At 69.3% G+C, this 24,101-nt stretch carries 18 protein-coding genes; 4 read left to right on the forward strand and 14 right to left on the reverse strand.

Translation table 11 applies throughout. The features are described 5' to 3' along the window. Positions 1-10: 10 nt before the first annotated feature. The 7 genes from sucD to AC6JA9_RS23235 all read right to left on the reverse strand — a co-directional run bounded on the left by sucD (position 11) and on the right by AC6JA9_RS23235 (position 8,245). A complete protein-coding gene (gene sucD / locus AC6JA9_RS23205; protein ID WP_141328676.1) occupies positions 11-907 on the reverse strand; it encodes a succinate--CoA ligase subunit alpha in 897 nt (298 codons plus the stop codon). Between the two features lie 36 nt (positions 908-943). After that, the gene (sucC, locus tag AC6JA9_RS23210; protein WP_046714051.1) at positions 944-2,104 is read right to left on the reverse strand and encodes an ADP-forming succinate--CoA ligase subunit beta; all 1,161 of its coding nucleotides are present in this window, start codon (positions 2,102-2,104) and stop codon (positions 944-946) included. Positions 2,105-2,371: 267 nt separating this feature from the next. After that, on the reverse strand, positions 2,372-3,178 hold the full coding sequence (gene sdhB / locus AC6JA9_RS23215) for a succinate dehydrogenase iron-sulfur subunit (protein WP_141328678.1): 807 nt from the start codon (positions 3,176-3,178) through the stop codon (positions 2,372-2,374). A gap of 83 nt (positions 3,179-3,261) precedes the next feature. Beyond that, entirely contained in the window at positions 3,262-5,139 is a 1,878-nt protein-coding gene (gene sdhA, locus AC6JA9_RS23220; RefSeq protein ID WP_223783630.1) for a succinate dehydrogenase flavoprotein subunit, read from the reverse strand. Positions 5,140-5,358: 219 nt separating this feature from the next. After that, positions 5,359-6,303: a malate dehydrogenase gene (mdh, locus tag AC6JA9_RS23225; RefSeq protein WP_141328680.1), complete on the reverse strand. Its 945-nt coding sequence runs from the start codon at positions 6,301-6,303 to the stop codon at positions 5,359-5,361. A gap of 33 nt (positions 6,304-6,336) precedes the next feature. Beyond that, positions 6,337-7,635, reverse strand: a complete 1,299-nt coding sequence (gene icd, locus AC6JA9_RS23230) for an NADP-dependent isocitrate dehydrogenase (protein WP_223747460.1) — start codon at positions 7,633-7,635, stop codon at positions 6,337-6,339. A gap of 178 nt (positions 7,636-7,813) precedes the next feature. Then, a complete protein-coding gene (locus tag AC6JA9_RS23235) occupies positions 7,814-8,245 on the reverse strand; it encodes an ATP-binding protein (RefSeq protein WP_223747459.1) in 432 nt (143 codons plus the stop codon). 528 nt (positions 8,246-8,773) lie between these two features. Between AC6JA9_RS23235 and AC6JA9_RS23240 the strand changes: the two genes are divergently transcribed. Further along, positions 8,774-10,918 (forward strand): hypothetical protein, encoded by a 2,145-nt coding sequence (locus AC6JA9_RS23240; protein ID WP_223747458.1) that lies wholly within the window; start codon positions 8,774-8,776, stop codon positions 10,916-10,918. 19 nt (positions 10,919-10,937) lie between these two features. After that, the gene (locus tag AC6JA9_RS23245) at positions 10,938-11,681 is read left to right on the forward strand and encodes a hypothetical protein (protein ID WP_074952194.1); all 744 of its coding nucleotides are present in this window, start codon (positions 10,938-10,940) and stop codon (positions 11,679-11,681) included. Between the two features lie 102 nt (positions 11,682-11,783). Here the strand turns inward: AC6JA9_RS23245 and AC6JA9_RS23250 are convergent, their stop codons facing one another. Continuing rightward, a complete protein-coding gene (locus AC6JA9_RS23250; protein WP_497957845.1) occupies positions 11,784-13,466 on the reverse strand; it encodes a bifunctional 3-(3-hydroxy-phenyl)propionate/3-hydroxycinnamic acid hydroxylase in 1,683 nt (560 codons plus the stop codon). Positions 13,467-13,977: 511 nt separating this feature from the next. Between AC6JA9_RS23250 and AC6JA9_RS23255 the strand changes: the two genes are divergently transcribed. Together AC6JA9_RS23255 and AC6JA9_RS23260 are read left to right on the forward strand one after the other, a co-directional pair. After that, a complete protein-coding gene (locus AC6JA9_RS23255; RefSeq protein ID WP_223747456.1) occupies positions 13,978-14,190 on the forward strand; it encodes a hypothetical protein in 213 nt (70 codons plus the stop codon). A 302-nt stretch (positions 14,191-14,492) separates the two neighbouring features. After that, positions 14,493-16,265, forward strand: coding sequence for a DUF6311 domain-containing protein (locus tag AC6JA9_RS23260; protein WP_497957846.1), 1,773 nt, complete (start codon positions 14,493-14,495; stop codon positions 16,263-16,265). Here AC6JA9_RS23260 and AC6JA9_RS23265 read toward each other — a convergent pair. The 6 genes from AC6JA9_RS23265 to AC6JA9_RS23290 are packed head-to-tail and all read right to left on the reverse strand — an operon-like array spanning position 16,252 to position 24,088. Then, positions 16,252-18,087, reverse strand: a complete 1,836-nt coding sequence (locus AC6JA9_RS23265; RefSeq protein ID WP_483578018.1) for a class I adenylate-forming enzyme family protein — start codon at positions 18,085-18,087, stop codon at positions 16,252-16,254. The two genes, AC6JA9_RS23260 and AC6JA9_RS23265, sit on opposite strands and share 14 nt — an antisense overlap. Beyond that, positions 18,084-19,244 carry a mandelate racemase/muconate lactonizing enzyme family protein gene (locus AC6JA9_RS23270; protein ID WP_223747453.1) on the reverse strand — a complete coding sequence of 387 codons (1,161 nt, stop codon included), beginning with the start codon at positions 19,242-19,244 and terminating at the stop codon, positions 18,084-18,086. Before AC6JA9_RS23270 ends, AC6JA9_RS23265 begins: the two co-directional genes overlap by 4 nt. 9 nt (positions 19,245-19,253) lie before the next feature. Next, positions 19,254-20,177, reverse strand: coding sequence for a 1,4-dihydroxy-2-naphthoate polyprenyltransferase (locus AC6JA9_RS23275; protein ID WP_223747452.1), 924 nt, complete (start codon positions 20,175-20,177; stop codon positions 19,254-19,256). Then, complete coding sequence (gene menH, locus AC6JA9_RS23280) at positions 20,174-21,034, reverse strand: 2-succinyl-6-hydroxy-2,4-cyclohexadiene-1-carboxylate synthase (RefSeq protein ID WP_223747451.1); 861 nt, start codon at positions 21,032-21,034, stop codon at positions 20,174-20,176. Before menH ends, AC6JA9_RS23275 begins: the two co-directional genes overlap by 4 nt. Further along, entirely contained in the window at positions 21,025-22,794 is a 1,770-nt protein-coding gene (gene menD, locus AC6JA9_RS23285) for a 2-succinyl-5-enolpyruvyl-6-hydroxy-3-cyclohexene-1-carboxylic-acid synthase (RefSeq protein WP_473566167.1), read from the reverse strand. Before menD ends, menH begins: the two co-directional genes overlap by 10 nt. Then, a complete protein-coding gene (locus AC6JA9_RS23290; RefSeq protein WP_497957847.1) occupies positions 22,778-24,088 on the reverse strand; it encodes an isochorismate synthase in 1,311 nt (436 codons plus the stop codon). Before AC6JA9_RS23290 ends, menD begins: the two co-directional genes overlap by 17 nt. Positions 24,089-24,101: the final 13 nt, after the last annotated feature.

Genomic DNA, 24,101 nt, shown 5'->3' on the forward strand with positions numbered 1-24,101 from the left:
TTAAGGGGTGTTAGCGCTTCTTGGGGCCGCGCTTGACGGCCTCCTGGAGGGTGGTGCCCAGCTCGGCGGGGCTGGCGGCCATCAGGATGCCCGCGGCCTCCATCGCCTTGATCTTCTCCGTCGCCGTGCCCTTGCCGCCGGAGATGATGGCGCCGGCGTGGCCCATGCGCTTGCCCGGGGGCGCCGACTGGCCGGCGATGAAGCCGGCGATGGGCTTGGTGAACTCGCGGGCCACGTACTCCGCGCCCGCCTCCTCGGCGCTGCCGCCGATCTCACCGATCATGATGACGGCGTCCGTGTCCGGGTCCGCCTGGAACAGCTTCAGCACGTCCACGAAGTCGGTGCCGTTGACCGGGTCTCCGCCGATGCCCACGGCCGTCGACTGGCCCAGGCCCAGCTGGGTGAGCTGGTGCACCGCCTCGTACGTCAGCGTGCCCGAGCGCGACACCACGCCGATGCGGCCCGGCTTGTGGATGTGGCCCGGCATGATGCCGATCTTGCACTTGGCGCCGGGGGTGATGACGCCAGGACAGTTCGGGCCGATGAGGCGCACGCCCGGCTTGCCCTGCAGGTAGCGCTTGGCGCGCACCATGTCGAGGACGGGGATGCCCTCGGTGATGGTGATGATGAGGGACACGCCCGCGTCGGCGGCCTCCATGATGGAGTCGGCGGCGAACGGGGGCGGGACGAAGATGACGGACGTGTTCGCGCCCGTCTGCTTCACGGCGTCGGCGACCGTGTCATACACGGGAACCTTGCCCTCGAACTGGGTGCCGCCCTTGCCCGGCGTCACGCCGGCCACGAGCTTCGTGCCGTACTCCAGCATCTGCTTCGAGTGGAACGAGCCCGCCGAGCCGGTGATGCCCTGGCAGAGGACCTTCGTGTTTTCGTTGACGAGGATGCTCATGGCGCTCCTTAAGGTGTGGGCAATGAAGCGCGCGGACTACTTCAGCGCGGCGACGGCCTTCTCGGCCGCCTGACGCAGGTTGTCCGCCGGGGTGATGGCGAGGCCGGAGTTGCTGAGCAGCTGCTTGCCCAGCTCCACGTTGGTGCCTTCCAGGCGCACCACGAGCGGGACCTTGAGCTGGACCTCCTTCGCCGCGGCGATGATGCCCTCGGCGATGACGTCGCACTTCATGATGCCGCCGAAGATGTTGACCAGCACCGCCTTCACCGCGGGGTCGGCCAGGATGAGCTTGAAGGCCGCCGTCACCTTCTCCTTCGTCGCGCCGCCGCCCACGTCCAGGAAGTTGGCCGGCTCACCGCCCACCAGCTTGATGGTGTCCATGGTGGCCATGGCCAGACCCGCGCCGTTCACCATGCAGCCGATGTTGCCATCGAGCGCGATGTACGCCAGGTCCCACTCCTTGGCCTGCGTCTCGCGCGCCTCCTCCTCGGCGAGGTCGCGGTACTCGAGCAGGTCCTTGTGCCGGTAGAGCGCGTTCTCGTCGAAGGTCACCTTCGCGTCGAGCGCCACCACGCCGCCATCCTTCAGGATGACCAGCGGGTTGATCTCCACCAGGGACGCGTCCGTCTCCACGAACATCTTGTAGAGCGCGGTGCAGAACTGGACGAACTTGTTCACCGTCGGGCCCGTCAGGCCCAGGCCGAAGGCCAGCTTGCGGCCCTGGAAGTCCAGGAAGCCCACCGCCGGGTCCACCGTCTCGCGGAGGATCTTCTCCGGGTGCTTCTCCGCCACTTCCTCAATCTCCACGCCGCCCTCGCGGGACGCCATGAAGGTGACGCGGCTGGTGGCGCGGTCGAGCGTCACGCCCAGGTACAGCTCCTGGCCGATGTCGAGACCCTGCTCGATGTAGACCTTGTGGACCGTCTGGCCCTCGGGCCCGGTCTGGATGGTCTTGAGCTTCATGCCAAGCATCTGCTTGGCCAGCTCCTTCGCCTCGGCGGGGCTCTTGGCGAGCTTCACGCCGCCGCCCTTGCCACGACCACCGGCGTGGATCTGGGCCTTCACCACCACGACGGGCGTGCCGAGCGTCTTCGCCGCGGCCTCCGCGTCGTTGGGCGAGAGCGCGAGGATTCCCTTCGGCGTGGGCACGCCGTACTTCCGGAAGATTTCCTTGCCCTGGTACTCGTGGATCTTCATCGAGGCTCCATGTGGAGACGAGGGGGACGACCCCTTACAGGCGTCAGCGCGTCGCCCTCATTGCGCAGAAACCGACGGATGGCAAGGCCGTTTGACCCGACAGGCACCGCGGTGCGGCACGGTGTGGACCGCTGATAACCAGGAATGTCCGGGCAGATGAGGCGCCCTTCACCGCGCCCCTGCCCCTGGAACGTCAACAGCCCCGCCCGGGCTCCACGAGGGAGACCGGCGCGGGGCCGAGGACACGGCGGAGCGCCCGCGCGAGCGTCACCCTGGACCGCTGTGGCCCTTCTTCTCCTCCTCCTGCGAGAAGAGGTCCTTGATGACCAGCTTGGTCACCTGGCGGTTCATCATCGCGATGGAAGTGGTGAGGGGGATCTCCTTCGGGCAGACCTTCACGCAGTTCTGCGCCTTGCCGCAGTCCTGCACGCCGCCGGGGCCCATGAGCGCGCGCACGCGCTCCTCGGAGTTGAGCTTGCCCGTGGGGTTCATGTTGAACAGGCGGGCCTGGCTGATGGCCGCGGCGCCCACGAAGTCGTTGCCCAGGGTCACCTGCGGGCACGCCTCCAGGCAGCTGCCGCACGTGATGCACGTGGACAGCACGTACATGGTGGACTGGTCCACCGGGGACTGGCGCGGGCCGGGGCCCAGGTTGTGCGTGCCGTCCGTCGGGATCCAGCCCTTCACCTTCTTGAGGGCCTCGAACATGCGGCTGCGGTCCACGGCCAGGTCCCGGACCACCGGGAACTTGCTCATGGGCTCCAGCGTGATCGGCTGCTCCAGCTTGTCGATGAGCGCCGAGCAGGCCATGCGCACGCGGCCGTTGATGTTCATCGCGCAGCTGCCGCAGACCTCCTCGAGGCACGCGGCGTCCCACACCACCGGCGCAACCTTCTTGCCCTCCACGGTGACGGGGTTGCGCTGGATCTCCATCAGGCACGAGATGACGTTGGCGCCCTTGCGATACGGGACCTTGAACTCCTCGTAGTGGCCCGGCTGGTTCGGATCATCCTGCCGCCAGATGCGGAAGGAGATGGTTTGGCTGCTGACGGCGCCTGCCTGTGCGGTGTCCATGTCGCTCGACCCTTCGCTTCCAAGTCAGTTACGGGGGCCCGCGCGATTCAGGCGCGGGCACGCCCAGAAAGTTCCCCGGTGCCTTACGCGTACCAGCGCGGCTCGGGCTTCAGCACGGGCGTCGGCACATCCTCGTAGGAGATGTTCGGCCCCTGCTCCGCGTACTTCGCGATGGTCGTCTTCGCCCACTTGTCGTGGCGCGCCTGCCACAGCGCCATCCAGGCGGGATCGTCGTTGGGATCCTTCGTCTTCGGCTCGGGCAGCGAGAAGTCCGGCTTGTAGTGCGCGCCGCGACTCTCGTCGCGCAAGAGCGCGCTCGTGGCGATGACCTCGCCCAGCTCCAGCATGTTCCAGAGCTGGTTGACGAACGACATCGAGCGGTTGGACGAGTTGCCCGTGTCCAGCACGTTGACGCTCTTCCAGCGGCCCTTGAGCTCGCGGATCTTCTCCACCGTCTTCTTCAGGCGGTCGTTGTAGCGCACGACGGTGCAGTTCTCCGTCATCACGTCGCCCAGTTCCTGCGCCAGGCCGTACGGGTTCTCCGGGCCCGCCATCTTCTTGATGGTGGCGAACCGGTCCTCCCAGTAGCGCCTGGCGTCCTGGAAGTACTTCTCCGGCATGGCCGCCGCGCTCGTCGTCTGGCTCTTGGCGAAGGACGCCATGGCCGGGCCGCCGATCATCCCCGAGTAGATGCAGGAGAGCAGCGAGTTGGCGCCCAGGCGGTTGCCGCCGTGGAACGCGTAGTCCGCCTCGCCCGCGGCGTACAGGCCCGGGATGTTGGTGGACTGGTTCTTGGGGCTGCCCTCGAGCGGCGTGAGCGTCTTCGAGTCGGCCTCGAACGTCACGTACAGGCCGCCCATCGAGTAGTGCATGCCCGGGAAGATGACCATCGGCGTGACGCGCGGATCATCTCCGACGAACTTCTCGTAGATCTCCATCACGCCCTTGATCTTGGCGTCGAGCGTCTTGGCCGGGATGTGCGTGACGTCCAGGTACACGCCGTCGCGCCCGCCGACGCCCAGGCCCAGGTCGCGGCAGACCATGAAGATCTCGCGCGTGGCGACGTCGCGGGGGACCAGGTTCTTGTACTTGGGGTACTTCTCCTCGAGGAAGTACCAGCGCTCGCTCTCCGGGATGTCCCGGGGCCCGCGCGTGTCGCCCTTCTTGCGCGGCACCCAGACGCGGCCACCCTCGCCGCGCACCGACTCGCTCATCAGGCGCAGCTTGTCCTCGCCCGGAATCGACGTCGGGTGCACCTGGATGAACTCGCCGTTGGCGTAGATGGCGCCCTCCATGTAGGCGCGACCCGCGGCGGTGCCGGTGTTGATGATGGAGTTGGTGGAGCGACCGAAGACGATGCCCGGGCCACCCGTGGCGAGGCACACGGCCTCCGCCGGGAAGGTGCGGATCTCCATGGTCCGCAGGTCCACGGCCACGCTGCCGATGCAGCGGCCGCCCTCGTCCTTCACCGTGCCGAGCCACTCCCAGTACTCGTACTTGGTGACCTTGCCCTCGGCCTCGTAGCGGCGGACCTGCTCGTCCAGCGCGTAGAGCAGCTGCTGGCCCGTCGTGGCGCCGGCGAAGGCGGTGCGGTGGTGGAGCGTGCCGCCGAAGCGGCGGAAGTCCAAGAGGCCCTCCGGCGTGCGGTTGAACGTCACGCCCATGCGGTCCAGCAGGTAGATGATGCCGGGGGCCGCGTAGCACATGCCCTTCACGGAGATCTGCTCGGCCAGGAAGTCGCCGCCGCGCAGCGTGTCCTTGACGTGGATCTCCGGGTGGTCACCCTCTCCCTTGGTGTTCACCGCGCCGTTGATGCCTCCCTGCGCGCAGACCGAGTGAGAGCGCTTCACCGGGACGAGCGAGAGCACATCCACCTGGTGGCCCGCCTCCGCGAGCTTGATCGTCGTCATCAGCCCGGCGAGACCGCCGCCCACCACTGTGAACCGCGCTGCTGCTGCCATCATCGTCTCCTTGACCGCCGGATCCAGGGCGCCTGCCGTCAGCCGGCCCGCCACAACCGGCGCGCCACGCTCCGGACATCTCCGTGCGAGTTCTACAGGCTAGTTAACTTGCTGGAAGCACGCCGCAACGGCGGCGAGAAACTCGATAAGCCCGCGTCATTCGCGGCATCAGCCAAGAAGCCCGCCGGGGGTCCCCGACGGGCTTCTGACTGGAACGGCCTACAGCTTGACGGAGTCGACCGTCTTCTTGACCGACTGGAAGGACTTCTCCAGCTCGGCCTTCTCGGCGTCGTTCAGGTCGACGGTGATGACCTTCTCGATGCCGCCCGCGCCGATCTGCACGGGGGTCCCGAAGAAGTAGCCGTTGATGCCGTACTGGCCCTTGAGCAGGGCCGCGCCCGGCAGGATGCGCTTGCGGTCGAAGATGAAGCTCTCCGCCATGGCGATGGAGGAGGCCGCGGGCCCGAAGTAGGCGCTGCCCGTCTTGTACAGGCCGACCAGCTCCGCGCCGCCCTCGCGGGTGCGCTTGACGATGGCGTCCAGCTTGTCCTTCGCGATCAACTCCGTGAGGGGCACGCCGCCCACGGTGCTGTGACGCACCAGGGGCACCATGTCGTCGCCGTGGCCGCCGAGCACCAGCGCCTCCACGTCACGGATGGAGCAGCCGAGCGCCTCGGCCACGAAGCACTTGAAGCGGCTGGTGTCCAGCACGCCCGCCATGCCCACGACCATGTTGTCCGGCAGGCCGGCGATCTTGTGGAGCGCGAACACCATCGCGTCCAGCGGGTTCGCCACGTTGATGACGAAGGCGTTGGGGGCGTGCTGCTTGATGTTGCCCGCCACGTCCGTCATGATCTTGAGGTTGATCTCCAGCAGGTCCTCGCGGCTCATGCCCGGCTTGCGGGGCATGCCGGCCGTGATGATGATCACGTCCGAGCCAGCGACGTCCTTCCAGTCCGTGGTACCGGTGACGCGGCAGTCGTAGCCGTCCACCGCCGCCAGCTGGTTGATGTCCAGGGCCTTGCCCTTGACCAGGCCTTCGGCCGCCGGGATGTCGTACAGGAACACGTCACCGAGCGACTTCTGCACCGCCAGCAGCGCGAGGTTGCCGCCGATCTGCCCGCCACCGATGAGGCCAATCTTCTTCTTGCGATTCTGAGCCATGGCTTCGCCGTCTCCCAATTCCCCGCGAGGGGACTACATGTGCTTGATGATGGCCTGACCGAACTCGGAGCACTTCACCTCGGTCACCCCGGACTGCCCCTCCTGCTTCATCAGGCGGGCGAAGTCGTACGTCACCGTCTTGGCGGCGATGGCGCGGTCCATGCCCTGGATCATCAGGTCCGCGGCCTCGTGCCAGCCCAGGTGCCGGAACATCATCTCACCAGAGAGGATGACCGAGCCCGGGTTCACCTTGTCCTGGTCCGCGTACTTGGGCGCCGTGCCGTGCGTGGCCTCGAACACCGCGTGGCCCGTGACGTAGTTGATGTTGCCGCCCGGGGCGATGCCGATGCCGCCCACCTGCGCCGCCAGCGCGTCCGACAGGTAGTCGCCGTTGAGGTTCAGCGTGGCGATGACGTCGAACTCGTCCGGACGCGTGAGCACCTGCTGCAGCGTGATGTCCGCGATGGAGTCCTTGATGACGATCTTGCCGGCGGCCACGGCGGCCTTCTGCTCGGCGTTGGCGGCCTCCTCGCCCTTGGCGGCCTTCGTCACCTCCCACTGGTCCCACGTGTAGACCTTGTCACCGAACTCCCGGGCGGCCAGCTCGTAGCCCCACTTGCGGAAGGCGCCCTCGGTGAACTTCATGATGTTGCCCTTGTGGACCAGCGTGACGCTCTTGCGCTTGTGGTCCACCGCGTACTGGATGGCCGCGCGGATGAGCCGATCGCTGCCCTCCTTGGACACGGGCTTGACGCCCAGGCCGATGTCCGACGGGAAGCGGATCTTCCCGAACTCCTTCGGGAACTCCTGCTTGAGCAGGGACAGGAACTTCGCCGCCGCGGGGCTGCCGGCCTCGAACTCGATGCCCGCGTAGATGTCCTCCGTGTTCTCACGGAAGATGGTCATGTCCACCTTGTCCGGCGACTTGACCGGGCTGGGCACGCCCTTGAAGTAGCGCACGGGGCGCAGGCAGACGTACAGGTCGAGCAGCTGGCGCAGCGCCACGTTCAGCGAGCGGATGCCGCCGCCCACCGGCGTCGTCAGCGGGCCCTTGATGCCGACCAGGTAGGTGCGGAAGGCCTCGACCGTCTCGTCGGGAAGCCAGTTGTTGACCTGCTTGAAGGACTTCTCGCCGGCGAGGACCTCATGCCAGGCGATCTTCTTCTTGCCCTTGTAGGCCTTCTCCACCGCGGCGTCGAACACGGCCTGGGACGCGCGCCAGATGTCGCGGCCCGTGCCGTCGCCCTCGATGTAGGGGATGATCGGATGGTCCGGCACGGACAGCTTGCCGTTCTGGAGGGTGATCTTCTCGCCGGAAGTCGGGGGAGCCATGGACGTACTCCTGGAAGGTGTGGCCGTGTAAGAATTGGCGCGGGATAGTCGAGAACCCGCCCCCCTCCCGTCAAGGAGTTTGGCCGCTCCTCCAGGTTGCAGGACTTATCGGACCCAGCGGCGCCGCATGCGCTGGGGCATGCGCGCCAGGCCTGGAGGACCGCGCCTGCGCACCGACCTACCAGCAGGCGAGGCCCGGCGCGGGAAGCTCCACCGTCACCGTGAGGCCCTCGCCATCGCCGCGCTCCACGCCGAGCGCCCCGCCCACGGACTCCACCAGCTCCCGCGCCCGGGCGAGCCGACGATGCGCGGGCCCCACCAACATGGGCGACAGGAACACCGCCTGGAGCTCGCGCGCGGACAGCCGCGCCGCGGACGTCACCACCTGGAAGCGCGGCGGCTCGTCGCCGAAGTCATCCGGCGCGTCCAGCACCACGCGCACACTTCCCTCCCCCGCGTGGTCCGCCGCGTGCGACAGCAACAGCAGCAACACCTGCCGTGTACGTCGCGCCCCTGTCCGCGCCAGAACGGTTTCCCCTGGAAGTTCCAGTTTCACTTCGATGCCGTGGATTCTTCGCGTGGCTTCCAGCAATTCCAGGGCTTCTTCCATGAGCGCCGCGACCTCCACTTGCTGGGAATCCGGACCCTCCACCGACGCCAGCAAGGCCCTCGGGGAAGCAGCCTGGGGCGCCGCCCCGGCTTCACCCGACGTCCTGTCCACCCAATCCCGCGCCGCGCTCATGCCGCACCTCGTCCCGTTGGCCCTACAGAGGGACTTTACTGGCGGAATCCGACGCGCTCCATTTCACTACGAGAAAGTACGCAGGGCGTGGTTGACTGGAGACATTACAGCTTCGCGACATCTTGGCCGTGCCGTTGTCGGGTGCTGGGCATGCAGTTCGTGAAACTTGGAGAAATGGCCTGTCACGGTTGACCCAGTGCCCTAGATTCCGGCCTTGACGAAAACAGCAAGGCTGCACAAATTCGATTTGACTGTTCCTCTCGACTCCGTATGATACGGACCCATAGCGAAATGCCGCCCACCGCAGCACCGCTGGAGCAGGGAGGAACTGTTGTGCTTGCAACTTCGCCATCCGCATCAGGCGTTCCTCACTACCGGAGAAGGGGGCTCCTGGACATGGAAGGGGGAAACCCGCTCTCCGACCGGCGGACGGTCGAGTTCGATAGCCGCGACGCATTCATCAATGTGATTCCGCTGCCGCCAGCGGAAGCCGCGCTGGACGACTCGGGCTATTCGCTGCACGGCCGGGGCGCCAACGCCATCACGTGCTCGCTGGGCACGCTGGACGCGACGCTGGGTGAGGTGACGCGACTGAGCCCCACCGTGGTCTGGGTGATGCCGCGCGGTCCCGTGACGCACACCGAGGGCCCCACCCTGCCCGTCTTCCTCAAGGGCCGTGGGCTCACCATCGGTCCCCTGGTCGGCGCGTTCATCCGCGCGGACGCGGAGACGGCGAGCGCGCCCGTCGGCCTTCAGCTGGTGGGCGTGACGGTGGAGCAGGGCCGGCAGATCCTCTCCCTGCTGGCGGACGCGCTGAAGAACGGCGTGGCGGAGCCGGCGGCGTCGGTGTTGCCGGTGCAGGACACCATCGAGCAGGCCGAGCGCATCCGCTCCATCCTGGTGGCCATCTGCGCGTCCGGGAACAACGGCGTGCTGCGCCGCAAGGGCCGCTCGGTGCGCATGGTGCTCGAGCGCTTCAACACGGCGACGTCGCAGCTGGAGTGGCGCTCCGAGGAGCCCGTCACCGAGTGGGGCGAGGCGCCCTTCGACGTGGACGTCATCGGCTACAACAGCGCGTACCGCATGCGCCTGGACGGCGGCAGCGGCGACGGCGAGCGGCTCTACACGCAGCTGCCCACGCGCATCTCCCGCATCCGTCACCGCTGGCACCGCCGCGTCCCCGCCCCCGCGGGCGCGAACGTGCGCTTCCATCACCCGCTGTGGCGGGAGCTGGGCGAGCTGCAGCGCGACGTGGTGGACCTGTCGTTCTCCGGCCTGTGCCTGCGCTGCAAGCCCGAGGACCTGATGTTCCCCGGCCTGCTGCCGCCGCACATCGAGCTGCAGACGGGCGAGGGCCAGACGCTGACGTTGCGCGGGGAGATCCGCTACGTCACCAGCCCCCGCGCGGATGGCTACATGCTGTGCGGCCTGAGCGTGCAGCCCTACTCCGTGGACGAGGCGCGCTGGGTGCGCTTCGTGTCGCAGACGACGTCCCCCGCCACTCGCACCAGCGAGAACATGGAGGACGGGCTGTGGGATTTGTTCACCCGCTCGGGCTTCTTCAGCCTCGCGGGCAAGACGTCCGAGGAGTTCGAGGAGCAGCGGCTGGCCTTCCGGAGCATGGCCAAGCGCGGCGCGGAGATTCCGCAGCTGTTCTGCCAGGCGGTGTGGCCGTCCGAGCGCGGCCCCGAGGCGACGCTGTCCTTCATGAAGCCCTACCGCCACGCGTGGATGGGGCACCAGGTCGCCAAGCGTCCCGGCAAGCCGCCCCCGAGCGTGCAGGAGCCGGGGCAGATCATGCGCGACTTGTACGTGCGCACCTTCGAGCATCCGCAGAGCGACCCGGACTTCCGCTGGGTGGTGGCCTACGTGGAGGCGCTCAACCCGTGGATCGCCAAGGCGCACGTGCGCTACGCCGAGCGGCAGATGGAGACGGGCCAGGGCCTGGCCTTCACGCGCAAGGTGCACATGCTGGACGTGTACACGCACGAGCAGACGGGCCGCGCGCACGAGGGCATCCAGATTGGCCTCGCGACGGCGCAGGAGCTGACGCTGCTGGCGGACACCATCGCGCGCACCCGCCCCGCCTGCTACGTGGACGCGCTGGACTTCACGCGCGAGCGCATCGACATGCGTCCGGTGCAGGCGCGCTGGAAGCAGTTCAATCTCGAGCGTGAGCGGGAGATCCTGGTCGCGCGGCGCAACGGAGTCCCCGTGGCCGCGACGGTGCTGGAGCTGGGTCAGCGGGGCACGAACCTGTACTGCCTGCTGGACATGGCCCGCCTGTTCCCGCTGACCGAAGAAGGACCGTCCACCTATGTCGCATTGGTGGACGCCGCGCGCCGGTGGTACGCGGCGCGCCGCCGCACCTCGTTCCACTTCCTATGTGAGGACGAGGGGGGGGATTACGTGCAGGAGGCCGGCATCCACGGAGGGCCCGATCCCTACATGTGGATCATCTCCTCCAAGCTGATTCCGGACTTCCTCGAGCACATCAGTGAGCTGACCATCGGGCGCCGCGGCGCCCACAACCCTCGCTAAACGCCCCAGAGGTAGACACATGAGCAAGCAATTCGTGGAGCAGAACTATGTTCCGCACGTGGCCCCCGTGCGCGAGCGCCTCAAGACGTCCCCCGCCCTGAAGGCGCTGCTGGATCCCAACGTGGACCCGGCGCTCGTGGAGGGCTTCCTCATCCAGCTCAACTCGCTGGGTGTCTACATGACGGAGCCGGTGGACAAGTGGATCCGCCGCGCGGGCGAGGCCTCCGTGAAGATGGGCCTCAAGGACGTGGGCGAGAAGCTCATCACCCACGCGAAGCACGAGGAGGGCCACCACCTGATGATGATCGAGGACACCAAGAACCTGGTGGCCCGGTGGAACTCGCGCCGCTCTCCGCAGCTGGACGTGAACGCGCTCTTGAGCCAGACGCCCACGCAGGCGATGGTCGAGTACCGGAAGATCCACGAGGACACCATCGTCGGCGAGATGCCGGCGGCGCAGGTGGCCATCGAATATGAAATCGAGAACCTGTCCGTCGTGTTCGCGCCCGGGCTGATGGAGCAGGCCAAGCGCGTCTGTGGCGAGGACATCATGGAGGCCATGTCCTTCGTGAAGGAGCACGCGGAGCTGGACGTGGGCCACACCGCGCTCAACGAGGTCATGCTCGGCAAGCTGCTGGACCAGGTCCCGGAGAAGACCGCGGTCATCGGCAAGACGGGCGCGCAGGCGCTGGACATCTACCTGCGCTTCATGGGCGACTGTGTCGAGCGCGCCCAGCAGATGATCAAGCCCGCCGCGGCTTGAGGTCCCACCGGGGCCCGCTCGGAAGGCGAGCCCCGCTCAGTCATGCCCGGGGGCGTCACGGGCCGAGGAATCGGCCTGGGCGCCCCGTCGTGTTCCACCGACCTACCCCGCGCGACGCACCACCGCGTCCGCCGTGCGCGCGCGCGGACGGATGCGTCCACGCAGCGAGCGGCGAAGCCCCTCCAGCTCCGGCCCCGTCGCCGTGCCGAACACGTAGCGGTCCGGGCGCAGCACCACCACGTCCTTGCCGTGGCGGGCGAACCACGCGACCAGCCGGCCCTCCGTGTCCACGAGCGCCTCCGGCGGAGGCTCGCCGATGCGCTCCGCGGAGAGCACGGTCCACGCACGCGCGCCCAGCTCCGCCGCCAGCGCACGGGCCTCCCGCTGCAGGTCCTGCGAGGCGCCCGGCCGCGTGAGCACGACGAAGCCATCGCCCAGCACGTGGTCCAGCAGGACCCGCTGCCCCTCGAGCACCTCCACGCGCGGCTGCGGGAAGTAGGTGCCCTCCGGCGCGGCCTTCTTGCGTCGCGCGCCGAGCAGGAACCCCTGCTCCAGCGCGAAGACGGGCTTCACCTTGAACTGGCGGATGAACTCCCCGGTGACGGGCAGGCGGTAGAGGAGCTGGATGAGCGCGTTGCGCACGCGCGAGAGCACCTGGCCTCCGGACATCATCACCCGGCCCATGGCGTCCGAGCTCTTGATGACCTCGGCCACGTGGCCGCGCCGCTCCTGCTCGTACGTATCCAAGAGCGAGTCGTCCGCCGAGCCGTCCAGCACCCGCGCCAGCTTCCAGGTCAGGTTCGCCGCGTCGCGGAAGCCCGCGCACAGGCCCTGGCCCAGGAACGGCGGCATCAGGTGCGCGGCATCCCCCATCAGGAAGGCGCGTCCCACCCGCCAGCGGTCCACCAGGCGCGAGTGGTACGAGTGGACGTTGATGGAGCGGATCTTCACCGTCGACGGGTCGATGTACGGCGCGATGAGCGTGCGCACGTGGTCCGGCTGCCGCACCGCCTCCAGGTCCGCGTCCGGGTCGACGATGATGTCGAAGCGCATCTCGTCCCGCGCGGTGCGCGCGATGAACCCGCGGCGCTTCGGGCCACACAGGTAGCTGGTGTAGTCGGGCTCCGGCGACGACGTGCTCACGGTGATGGCGAGCGCGTGCTCCAGGCCCGTGGTGCCCTCGAGCTTCAGGCCCAGCTTGCGTCGGATGGGGCTGTGCGCGCCGTCGCACGCGAGCAGGTAGCGGGCGCGGACGGTGAGCACCCGCTCGCTGGCGAGCTCGCGCACGCGCACCGTGAGGCCCTCTGCGTCCTGCACGAAGGATTCGACCTCGTGGCCCTGCCACAGCTCCACGTGCTCGAAGCGCGCCATGCCCTTGCGCAGCATCGCCTCCATCCGCGGCTGCTGGAAGAAGGTGGCCACGTCATGCCCGTAGGGGCGGTCCAGCTTCGTGAAGTCCACCTCCGCGAGCACGCGCAGGCGGTCATCCAGGTAGCGCAGCGTCTTGCAGGGATGGAAGCCCGGCCCCAGCTCTCCCTCCAGGCCCGCGGACTGGAAGATGCGCTGCGCCTCGTCATCCAGGCTGATGGCGCGCGACTGGGCATGCGCGGACAGCTCCTTCTCCACGATGAGCGTCCTGACGCCCTGCAGTCCGAGCAGGTTGGCCGCCATCGCTCCGACCGGTCCACATCCCACGATGATGACATCAACAGTTTCTGGAGCCACGTCCGCCCTCCGGGTCGTCTCGTTGTTGAGCTGCCTTTGATGATTCATCCCCCAGGCCATGGCTGGAATTATCAGCGGGCCATTCACCCTCGCTCTCGCGCGGTCCCCTCACGCGAGTGGACTCCAGAAAGGCGCCGCCGTCGCGTTTTCACTCGGCCCACGCAAACAATGCGGCCCCGAGTCCTCGCCAACTCCACCGGCGAGCGTGCGACCCATCCCGTCACCCCCACCCCGTGCCTCTCGATTCAAAGAACGCCCCGGGGAAAATTCCTTGCATGTTTGAGTTTCACCCCTCGGCGAGCCTCTGGAATCAGCCCCTGGGTGTTCGCGGTTGCAGGCGGGGGTGCACTCCCCACCCGGTGGGTTCCCGCGAGGAGTCAAGGTGGGCAGACATTCTTTGCGGACTTCAACATTGCACTCACACCGAATCACAGTTGTCGAACGGCAGAAGGAATCGCTGTCGGAAACACCGCATTGACGTCGTGGGCAACGCGCGGCGTCGTGCATTCGGAGATCGCCAGTGGTTAGGTGGCGCTTCCCCCTCACGCGTGGTTCGCGAAGGAGCAGTTCCATGGAATGGCTCGAATTCTCCCGTTGGTCTCCCGAGGTGGAGCGTCAGCTCGCGCAGCAGGCGGCGCGGCTGGGCGACACGGCGGCCCGCGGAGCCTCCCTGACCCGGCGGGTCCGGATGAGCGCCACGGTGGCGGCGGCGTACCGCTTGAGCGCGATGCTCCGCGAGTATCCGCGCACCAACCCCTGGGGCCACCCCGTCTCGGAGTCCTGAGCCCCAGGCGGGGCCGCCGTGAGCCCCGGGGCTCCGGCACCTCGTGATGCTCGGGACACACCCTGCTCCACCGTCGACGGTGAGCGCATGAAGGGCCCTCGAGGGCTCCATGCCCGCATCCCTCCGGTGGAAACGACAGGGACCTCGCGGTTCGCCGCGCACTTGATTGACCTGTCAATCCACGGTGGCTCCTCCTCCCGCGTATCGGCGGGCTGGTTCCGGTCCTTCGCCCGGGGTATTGCTCCCCTCCCACTTCGAGTGCCGCGCCTCGTCGCGGTCCTGGTGTGCGGAAGAGGACGTCGGTGGGTACCCACACACGCAGCCCTGGCCTCGCAGCGCGCCCCGAGACGGCGCTGACGCGACTTGTCCCCTGGGCGGGGGCGCTCCTGGGGGTGCTCTGGTTCATCGCGCTGGGCGGCGCGCGGGCGCTGGACCCCACATCTCTGGAGTGGTTGGGATGGGGGGACTGGGCGCAGCACGTGCTCGGCTGGTGGTTCTTCCGTGAGGCCCCCTGGGGTTTTCCCCTCGGCAGGACCCCCGGCTACATGGCGCCGCTGACCACCACGGTAGGCTTCACGGATTCGAATCCGTGGCTCGCGCTGGCGTTCAAGCCCTTCGCGGGCTGGCTGCCCCAGGACTTCCAGTTCATCGGGCTGTGGCTCGTGTCGTGCCTGGCGCTCCAGGGGTTCATGGGCGTCAAGCTGATGGCCGTGTTCACGTACCGGGCCTCGCATCAGCTCCTGGGGGCCGCGCTGTTCGTGCTCGCGCCGGTGCTTGTCTTCCGATTCGAGCACGACACGCTCTGCGCGCACTGGATGCTGACGGCCTTGCTGTGGCTGCACCTGCGTCCGCGGCCGGATGCGCGAAGTGCGTGGCGGACGCTGCGCGAGGTCCTGCTCATCAACGTGCTCGCGGCTGGCGTCCACCCGTACTTGATGGTCATGGTCTTCGCGCTCTCGACGGCGCTGCTCGTCAGCATGACGTGGCAGGAGCGGCTGCTCACGCGGCGGCAGGCGGGACTCGCGTTCCTGGGGGGCACGCTCATGCTGGGCGGGCTCTTCTTCGCGTTCGGCTATGTGGGCCAGGGGGTACGAGGCGCGGCGCATGGCTTCGGGGCGTACAGCTCCGACATGCTCACGTTGATCAACCCGATGGCGTGGTCACGGATGTTGCCGGCGCTCCCGACGCGCAAGGACCAGTACGAGGGCTTCGGCTATCTCGGCACGGGAGTGCTCGCGCTCGGCGCGGTCCTGGGGCGACCTTCTGTCTGGTGGCCCGAGGTTCGAGCGTGGGCCCGAGCCCATCAGCCACTGTGGGTCGCGGTGGGACTGCTCACGCTGCTCGCGTTCTCGACGACGCTGACCTTCGGCGGCGTCATCGTGCTGTCGGCGCGCAAGATGGCCGACGTGTTCATGCCGGTGCTGGGGATGTTCCGCTCCTCGGGCCGCTTCATCTGGCCGCTCCACTACCTGGTGCTCACCGGCATCCTGGCGCTCGTCATCTGGCGCTGGCGCGAGCGTCCCGCCGTTCTCACGGGCATCCTGCTGGGCGCGGTGGTCACCCAGGTGGTCGACACCGAGGAACTGTGGACGCAGAGGCGGTTTCGACCGGCGCCGTGGCCTCGGCTCGGTGCACCGGAGTGGGCGCAATTGGATTCGTTCTACCGGCACGTGGTGCTGTATCCGCCGTACATCCATGACTCGAAGCTGCCATGCACCCAGAACACGTTCCGCCGGGATGACTATGTACGCTGGGGGGACCTCGCGTACCGGAAGGGCCTGTCGACGAACAGCGGATACGCCGCGCGCTTCAATGAACGACATGTCCAGCAGGTCTGTGAGGAGCTGAAGGCCGATGTCGAGCAAGGCCGGCTCTCGTCGGACACGCTCTACGTCGTGGACCCACCGAAGCTGGCTTTGTTCCAGCGCCTGGGCGAGCACGTCACCTGCGGCAACGTGGACGGGTTCAACGTCTGCGTGGCCGCTCGTGATGGGCGCTTCAGGGAGGTGCTCCTGAAGTCCTCGGCCCGTGCGCCACTGCCTCCCACTGCGGAAAGTCCTATCACCCCTCCGTGATGCCCTTGCGCAGCGCCGTGCGCTCGAGCTTGCCCATCGCGTTGCGGGGCAGCGCGTCCAGCCAGATGAAGCGCGTGGGCAGCTTGAAGCCCGCGAGTGAGTCACGGCACCAGGTCTCCAGCACCGGTGCATCCGGACGCTGCTGGCCGGTGCGTGGCGCGAGGAAGGCCACGGGGACCTCGCCCCATCTCGCGTCGGGGACGCCAATCACCGCGGCCTCCTGCACCGCGGGATGATTGGCGAGCACCGCCTCCACTTCCGCCGGGTAGATGTTCTCCCCTCCCCTGACGATGAGGTCCGTTCGACGTGAGAGCACCGTGAGGCGACCTCGCGCGTCCAGCACCCCGAGGTCCTTCGTGTGGAGCCATCCGTCACGGAACGCCTCGCGCGTCGCGTCGGGACGATTCCAGTAGCCCGCCATCACCGTGGGGCCTCGGACCTCGATGTTGCCTTCCTCGCCAGGGCCTCGTGCAGCGCCGTCATCTCCGACGATGCGCACCTGGGTCCCCGGCAGAGAGCGTCCCGCGGTCTTCCCATCCGCCTCGGAGGGAGACTCCGTCGTCACCTGGGAACAGGCCTCGGTGAGACCGTAGGTCTGGAGCGCCAGGAGCCCCACTGCGCGTGCCCGGTCCAACAGGAACACTGGCACGGGCCCACCGCCAATCAGCGCGAGCTTGAAGGTCTCCGGCACCTGGCGACCGGCTCGGATGTCGAGCACCCGCTCCAGCGTCGTGGCGACGAGGCTCGCGTGCGTCACGCCTTCGTCGATGGCTCGACTGGTGGCCTCCGCGTCGAAGCGCTCGTGCAGCACGAGACAGCCTCCCTCGTACGCGGTGCGCGTCAACATCGCGAGACCACCGACATGGAACAGTGGCAACGTCCCGAGCCAGCGCGGCGCGGGATGCGCTCCGAGGTTCTCCGCAGAGGCTCGGCACGACGCACGGAAGTTGCCCTCCGTCAGCACCGCGCCCTTCGGCCTGCCCGTCGTCCCGCTTGTAAAGAGCACGACGCGCGGTGCGTCCTCAACCAGCGGCACGCAGGTCGTCGAGGGCTCCGAGGGAGCCAGGGGCTCGCCTTCCGTCGGTCGCCCTGTCGACGACGCACAGGCCGTGGACGGCGTCAGCGACGCACCCGTTACCAAGAGTTCCTCGTCTGGCGGTCGTACTGCCGACGCCACAGAGGACTTCAGCGACTGCGCATTCGGCAGTTGCCCTCCCGACGCCAGCTCAGGTGTCGGCGTCTCCGACGACGCGCGGGTCTCCCTCGTCCGCTCGCGCGGTAGCCGCTCCCTCGACGCCACGTACTCCGACGCCACGTACGCCGGCGACGCGAAGGTCTCTATCGTCCGCTCGCGTGAGAGACTCTCCCCCGACGCCACGAACGTCGTCGACGCGAAGGCATCCGGCGTCCGTTCGCGAGGGAGCCCCTCCCCTGAAGCCACGTACGCCGTCGACGCGAAGGTCTCCAGCGGCTCCGCCCCTGGCAGACGCTCTCGCAAGGCCCCCATCGCCAAGGTGAGCGCGGGCGCGATGTCCTCGACCAACGGGGCCAACTCAGCGCGAGTGAGGCGCGCGTTCAGCGGCGCCAGCAGCGCTCCCAGCCGCCCCAGGGCCCAGAACAGGAACACACAGGCCGGCTGGTTCGTCGACAGCAGCGCGACCCGCTCTCCCGCGCCGATGCCCCGGGCCTCGAGCGCGGCCACCCACCGATTCACCTCGGCGTCCAACGCTCCGTAGCTCCACGAGCGCCCGGCGTATGTGAGCGCCTCCGCTTCCGGATGAACGCGGGCGCCCTCGCGGATGGGACAACCGAACGTCGTCACACCACCGCTCCGGCATCCAGCCCGAGCCCCGGCGTCTCCGGCAACCGGATGCGCCCATGCAGCGGCCGGTAGTCATGCACGGCGGGCTCACTCTTGAAGAGCTTCCCCACCGCGAGCCCCGACGCGAGCGCCCCTGAAGGCAACGCGGCCGCGAGGTGCGCCGCCCCAGCCCGAGCCACCACGCCGTCCAACGAGCTCGTCACATACGCCTGCATGCCCAGCCGAGCGGCGCGCATCGCCACCACGAGCCCGGGCAGCAGCCCTCCCAACACCATCGGCTTGAGCACCACCGCGCCCACCGCCGGCCCACCGCCCAACAATGGATCCGAACCCAGCAGCGCGCGCAACGTCTCCGGAGAACCGAGCGACTCGTCCGCCGCCACCATGCACGGCGCACGTCGCTGCACGCGCCACAACGCGGCAAGGTCGTCCGCCGGCGTCGGCTGCTCCACCAGCTCCAACTGGTACCAGCCCAGCTTGTCCAACGCGCGCTTCGCCTCGAGCTCCGACCAGCCACCGTTCGCGTCGAGCCGCAGCTTCACGTCCGGCCCCACCGCCTCGCGCACCGCCTTCACGCGCTGCTCGTCCTCCTCCAGCGCGCGACCGCCCACCTTCAGCTTGAGCGTCCCATACCCCTCGGCCACCGCCACTCGCGCCTCATCCACCAGCGCCTCCGCCGTCTCACCGCCCAGCAGCGCATTGACCAGGACCTCGGGGCGCGCCTCCTCTGCCAGGAGCCAGCACAGCGGAACCCCCTGCCGCCTCGCGAGCAGGTCCAACAGCGCCAGCTCCAGCGCATGCTCCGCGGCGGGCACCGGCCCCGGAGGCGCGGGATGACGGGCTCGCACCCGGACACCCTCTCCTCTCGCCACTGTCGGCGGGAACGGAGACAGCGTGTCCTCGACGGCGCGCACCGTGTCGCCCAGGAACTGCCCTTCGAGCGAGGACAGCCACGCCGCCAGCACCTCGCCGCAGACGGGGAGCGACTCCGTGCCGAACTCGGGCAGCGGCATCGCCTCACCGAGCCCCACCCGCCCCTCTTCGTCCTCGAGGCGCACGAGGAAACCCTCGCGCGCGGAATAGGTGCCTCGGGCCGTCTTCAGGGGCTGGAGCAGCTCCAGTCGGAGCGGGGTCAGGGTTGCCTTGACGATGCGCATGGACTCACATCATCGCAGGTACAGGCCCAGCCCGAACAGCACTCCGAAGATGAGCTGGAAGCGCGCGGTGCCGCCCAGCGCGGGATTCAGCGCCGCCCCCTGCTCGCGCATCACGCGCTGGAGCGGAGGCACCGCCAACGGGAGGCTCAGGAACGACAGGAACACCCAGGGTGCCGCGTACCCCAGCGCGTACATCGCGACAGGCGTGGCGAACGAGGCGGCGAGCAACAACACGTACTCCGCCTTGCCCGCCGTCGTGCCCCAGCGCACCGCCAGCGTCCGCTTGCCGGCCTTCACGTCCGTCGTCACGTCGCGCAGGTTGTTCACCACGATGAGCATGGTGCCGCTCGCCCCCACGGGGATCGCCGCCCACCACGCCGCCGGATGCACCGTGCCGGCCTGCACGTAGAACGTCCCCGTCACCGCGACCAGCCCGAAGAAGATGAAGACGAACAGGTCTCCCAGGCCGTTGTACCCCAAGGGGAACGGCCCACCCGTGTACGCGTAGCCACAGAGCAGCGACGCGAGTCCAATCGCGACGATGGGCCAGCCGCCCACCGCGACCAGATAGGCGCCCACCGCCGTCGCCGCGATGAAGCACACCGCCGCGCCCATCAACACCGTGCCCGGCGCGATGAGCCCGCTCTGCGTGACGCGCACGGGGCCCAGGCGCTCGTGGGTGTCCGCGCCCTTCTTGAAGTCGTAGTAGTCGTTGATGAAGTTGGTGCCGATCTGGATGAGCACCGCGCCCACCAGCGCCGCGAGCGCCGGGAGCAGTCGCCCCACGCCCAGGCCGAACGCGAGCGACGTCCCCACCAGCACGGGCACCAGCGCCGCCGTCAGCGTCTTCGGACGCACGGCCATCAACCACGTCTTCACCGTGGGACGAGGCTTCGACAGGGACACCGGTGCGCCAGGAACCGACGTGCTCACGGACTCATCCTCCCAGGGTCCGCCCCCGTGGCGGCCGCCTCGAACTGGGGCGCCTCGTACCAGGGCGTCTGCAGGAAGCCCAGCACCTCGCGGACGTACTCCTCCGGCGCTTCCAGATGGGGCGCATGGCCACAGTCCGTGAAGGCATGTCGCCACACCACCGGGAGCTCCGCCGCCATCCGCCGCGCCGTCTGCGTGAACTTCTCGTCCTTCGCCCCCGTCAAGAGCAGCGTGGGCAGGCGCTGGTGGTGCAGCTCCGACCAGTAATCGGGTTGCACGCCCAGCCCCAGGCACTCCAGCGCTCCGGCGAGCCCCTCCGCCGTGCAGGCCCGGCGATGGGCCCGCAGTCGCTCCCGCCGCTCCGCGGGCATGGCGCGCAAGGAGTCGAACAGCGGCAGCGCCTCCCAGCGCTCCACGAAGGCGTCGACGCCCTTCGCGCGGATGAAGGCCGCCAGTTGCCCGTCCGACTCCCGCCGCTCGGCGCGCTCCTGACGACGGTGCAGCCCGGGCGAGCCGCTCTCCATGATGAGCCGACCGAAGCGGTCCGGCGCGCGCACCGCCGCGGCCAGCGCCACGCGCGCGCCCTGCGAGTACCCCAGCAGGTCCACCGTGCCCAGCCCCAGCGAGTCCACCAGGGACACGAGCGCGTCCACCGTATCGAGGAAGCCATCGCGTCCGCGCCGCTCGGGCAGCGGCGTGGCGCCGTGGCCCGGCAGGTCCACCGCGATGGCCTTCACCGAGCGGCCCATCAGCGGCTTCAGCCCGTCGAACGAGCCGCGATTCCCGGTGAAGCCGTGGAGCAGCACGAGCGGTCGGGGGCCTTCGCCCCACGTCTCGTACGCCAGCGTCACGCCCATGGTCCCTCTCCGAGTGCGGCGGCCATTCTCGCGAAGAGCTGCCGGTGGTCATCCACGTTCGCGGCCCGGTCCACGCGCACCTCCACGAGGTGCAGGCCGCCTTCCAGTCCCTCACGCACCGCCGCGCGCAGCGCCGCGGGCGTCGTGGGCCGATGCAGCCGAGCCCCACCCAGCGCCGCCGCGTGCGACAGGTCCACGCCGTGCGGCGTGCCGAACAGCGACTCGAACTCGTCCGGCTTCGCCGCCTGCGCGATGGGCAGGAACGAGAAGATGCCGCCGCCGTCGTTGTTCACCGCGACCACCGTGAGCGGAACGCGCGAGCGCGCCGCCGTCACGAACGCGCCCACGTCGTGCAGCAGCGCCAGGTCCCCCGTCAGCAGCACGGCGGGACGCGACGCCGCGGCCGCGACACCGAGCGCGCTGGAGATGATGCCGTCGATTCCATTCGCGCCCCGGTTGGCCAGCACGCGCAGCGGCACACCACTCGCCGGGGCGAACGCGTCCACGTCCCGGATGGGCATGCTGCTGGAGACGAACAGCGGGACCTCGGCCGGAAGCGCGGCCACCACCTCGCGAGCGATGCGCGGCTCGCTGAGCAAGTCCGGTCGCTCGGCGAAGGCCGTCTCCAACGCGCCGCGCACCATCCGCTCCGCGGCGAGGAAGCCCTGGGTCCACCGGCCCACGCTCCGCTTCACGCCCTTCGCCAGCGCGGCACACGCCGCCACTGCCGAGCCCTCCACCACCGTGGCCGCGCGGTGCGCGGGGTCGAACAGCGCCCCCCCGTCACTGAAGAGCACGATGTCCGCGCCCGAGCCGTCCAGCCACTGCTGCGGCACCTTGGGCGTCAGCCCCCCCCCGAACCGCAGCACCAGCTCCGGCCGATGCGCCCTGGCGAACGGCGCGTGACGAAGCATCGCGTCGTAGTGCGAGAGCGTCAGCGGACCGCCGCCATACCGAGCCTGGGACGTGGCCTCCGCCAGCACCGGGTAGCCCGTGGCCTGCGACAGCGCGGAGATGGCCTCGGCGAAACCGTCCACTTCGTCGCGAGGACCGCAGACGATGACACCCCGCTCCGTCGCGGCGATGCGCTGACGCACCGACTCCAGCACCGCCGCGTCCGGCACCGGCGCGGGCGCGGCGATGCGCGTGAACGGCATCCCCGGGCGACCGTGCTTCGCGAGCGCGGACAGGCGCTCCTCACCATATGCCTCGGTCACCGGCGCGAGCGGCTCGCGGAAGGGCACGTTGAGCTGCACGGCGCCCCGAGGGGCCCGCAGCGAGGTGGCCACGGCGCGGGCCGCGGTCGCGCGCAGGTGAGACAGCGCCACGTCGCTCGACTCCGGCACGCCCACGTCCGTGAAGCTGCGCGCGTGCTCACCATAGAAGCGCGCCTGCGGCACCGTCTGCGCCGCGCCCCACCCCTGCAGCTCCAGCGGTCGGTCCGCGGTGAGCACGATGAGGGGCACCTGGGACAGCGAGGCCTCGATGACCGCCGGGTAGAAGTGCGCGCCCGCGGTGCCGCTCGTCGCGACCAGGATCACCGGCGTGCGCGATTGCTTCGCGAGCCCCAACCCGAAGAAGGCCGCGCTCCGCTCGTCGATGACGGACCAGGTGCGAAGGCCCTCCGCGCGCGCGCAGGCGATGGCCAGCGGCGAGGAGCGCGACCCCGGACACACCACCGCGTGTCGCGCGCCGCCGCGCACCAGCTCCTCCACGAGCGCGCGAGCCCACAGCAGGTTGAGATTACTGTCGCCCGACATCCCCGCCTCCCAACGCACGCAACACGGCCAGACTCTTCATCTCCGTCTCCCGCCACTCCGCCTCCGCGATGGAGCCGGCCACGATTCCGCAACCCACGTACAGCCGCGCGCGAGCACCCCGCACCCGCGCCGAGCGCAGCCCCACCATCAGGTGCGCCCGCTCGGGCCCCACCCACCCCACCGGCCCCGCGTACCAGCCCCGGTCCAGCCCCTCGTGCTCCACCAGGAAGGACAACGCGCGCTCCCGAGGCGTCCCGCCCACCGCCGGCGTCGGATGCAGCGCCTCCACCACCTGCGCGGCCGACACCCCCTCGCGCAGCCGCGCGCCGATGCCCGTGCGCAGGTGCACCACGTTCTTCAACGCCAGCAGCTGGGGCTCCGCGTCGGAGTGGACCTCGTCCGCGAGCGTGCGCAGCGCCGCGAGGATGTAGCGGACCACCGCGGCGTGCTCACGCGCGTCCTTGTCCTGTCCTCGCAACCCCTCGGCCTCGCGCGGCGCCGCGGTGCCCGCCAGGGCCTCCGTCTCCAGCGCCCGGCCCTCCACCCGACACAGCGTCTCCGGCGTCGCGCCCAGGAAGCACGTCCCGTCCAGCGCGCGGAAAAGGAAGGTGGCGCAGCGCGGGTTCTGCTCACGCAGCCTCGCCAGCACGTCCACCACGTCGAACGCCTCGGCGGCCTCCACATCCACGGGCCGCGCCAGCACGACCTTCTGGAGCTGTCCCGAGGCAATCGCCTCCAGCGCCCGCTCCACGCGCGCCTCGAACTCCGGCCGCGACGACACCACCTTGAGCGCGACCTCCGCGCCCCGCGCGTGGCGATACCCCGCGGAGAACCGCGCGCGGACCCGCTCGAGCCGCGAGCGCACCACGTCCTCGCCCCCTCGCTCCTCGGGCGCGAACGCGGCCACCGCCAGCCCGCTCCCGGTGCGCCACACCAGCACCTCCGGCAGCGTCCAGCGCGCCACGCCATGCGCGGCCCACGCCTCGTCCACCACCCCCGCCGCGCCGAAGCGGAGCCCGCCGAACCAGGGCCCCGGCATGTCGGACGGAGATGGGCCCAACCACCGCAACGAGAGGACACCCAAGGAGCCCAGCACCGCGGGGACCTGTGCGGGCACGGTCGCCTCGACGACCGCCGCCTCGCCCCAGCCCGCGGCCGCCTCGCGCGCCAGGGGCCGCTCCCAATACACCGTCGGAACGCCCAGCGAATCCGCTCCGGAGAGTGGATCCACCGCCGCCAGGGGCATCATTCCGGCCACCCAGCGCTGGCCCTCAACGGGATTGAGCGTCTTCATCAGCGGTCCTCAT

It is taken from the genome of Myxococcus sp. MH1, from assembly GCF_059738865.1.

Coding starts and splice junctions, on each gene's coding strand:
- sucD (WP_141328676.1), bottom strand. CDS start 907: ATGAGCATCCTCGTCAACGAAAACACGAAGGTCCTCTGCCAGGGCATC.
- sucC (WP_046714051.1), bottom strand. CDS start 2,104: ATGAAGATCCACGAGTACCAGGGCAAGGAAATCTTCCGGAAGTACGGC.
- sdhB (WP_141328678.1), bottom strand. CDS start 3,178: ATGGACACCGCACAGGCAGGCGCCGTCAGCAGCCAAACCATCTCCTTC.
- sdhA (WP_223783630.1), bottom strand. CDS start 5,139: ATGGCAGCAGCAGCGCGGTTCACAGTGGTGGGCGGCGGTCTCGCCGGG.
- mdh (WP_141328680.1), bottom strand. CDS start 6,303: ATGGCTCAGAATCGCAAGAAGAAGATTGGCCTCATCGGTGGCGGGCAG.
- icd (WP_223747460.1), bottom strand. CDS start 7,635: ATGGCTCCCCCGACTTCCGGCGAGAAGATCACCCTCCAGAACGGCAAG.
- AC6JA9_RS23235 (WP_223747459.1), bottom strand. CDS start 8,245: ATGGAAGAAGCCCTGGAATTGCTGGAAGCCACGCGAAGAATCCACGGC.
- AC6JA9_RS23240 (WP_223747458.1), top strand. CDS start 8,774: ATGGAAGGGGGAAACCCGCTCTCCGACCGGCGGACGGTCGAGTTCGAT.
- AC6JA9_RS23245 (WP_074952194.1), top strand. CDS start 10,938: ATGAGCAAGCAATTCGTGGAGCAGAACTATGTTCCGCACGTGGCCCCC.
- AC6JA9_RS23250 (WP_497957845.1), bottom strand. CDS start 13,466: ATGGCCTGGGGGATGAATCATCAAAGGCAGCTCAACAACGAGACGACC.
- AC6JA9_RS23255 (WP_223747456.1), top strand. CDS start 13,978: ATGGAATGGCTCGAATTCTCCCGTTGGTCTCCCGAGGTGGAGCGTCAG.
- AC6JA9_RS23270 (WP_223747453.1), bottom strand. CDS start 19,244: ATGCGCATCGTCAAGGCAACCCTGACCCCGCTCCGACTGGAGCTGCTC.
- menH (WP_223747451.1), bottom strand. CDS start 21,034: ATGGGCGTGACGCTGGCGTACGAGACGTGGGGCGAAGGCCCCCGACCG.
- menD (WP_473566167.1), bottom strand. CDS start 22,794: ATGTCGGGCGACAGTAATCTCAACCTGCTGTGGGCTCGCGCGCTCGTG.
- AC6JA9_RS23290 (WP_497957847.1), bottom strand. CDS start 24,088: ATGAAGACGCTCAATCCCGTTGAGGGCCAGCGCTGGGTGGCCGGAATG.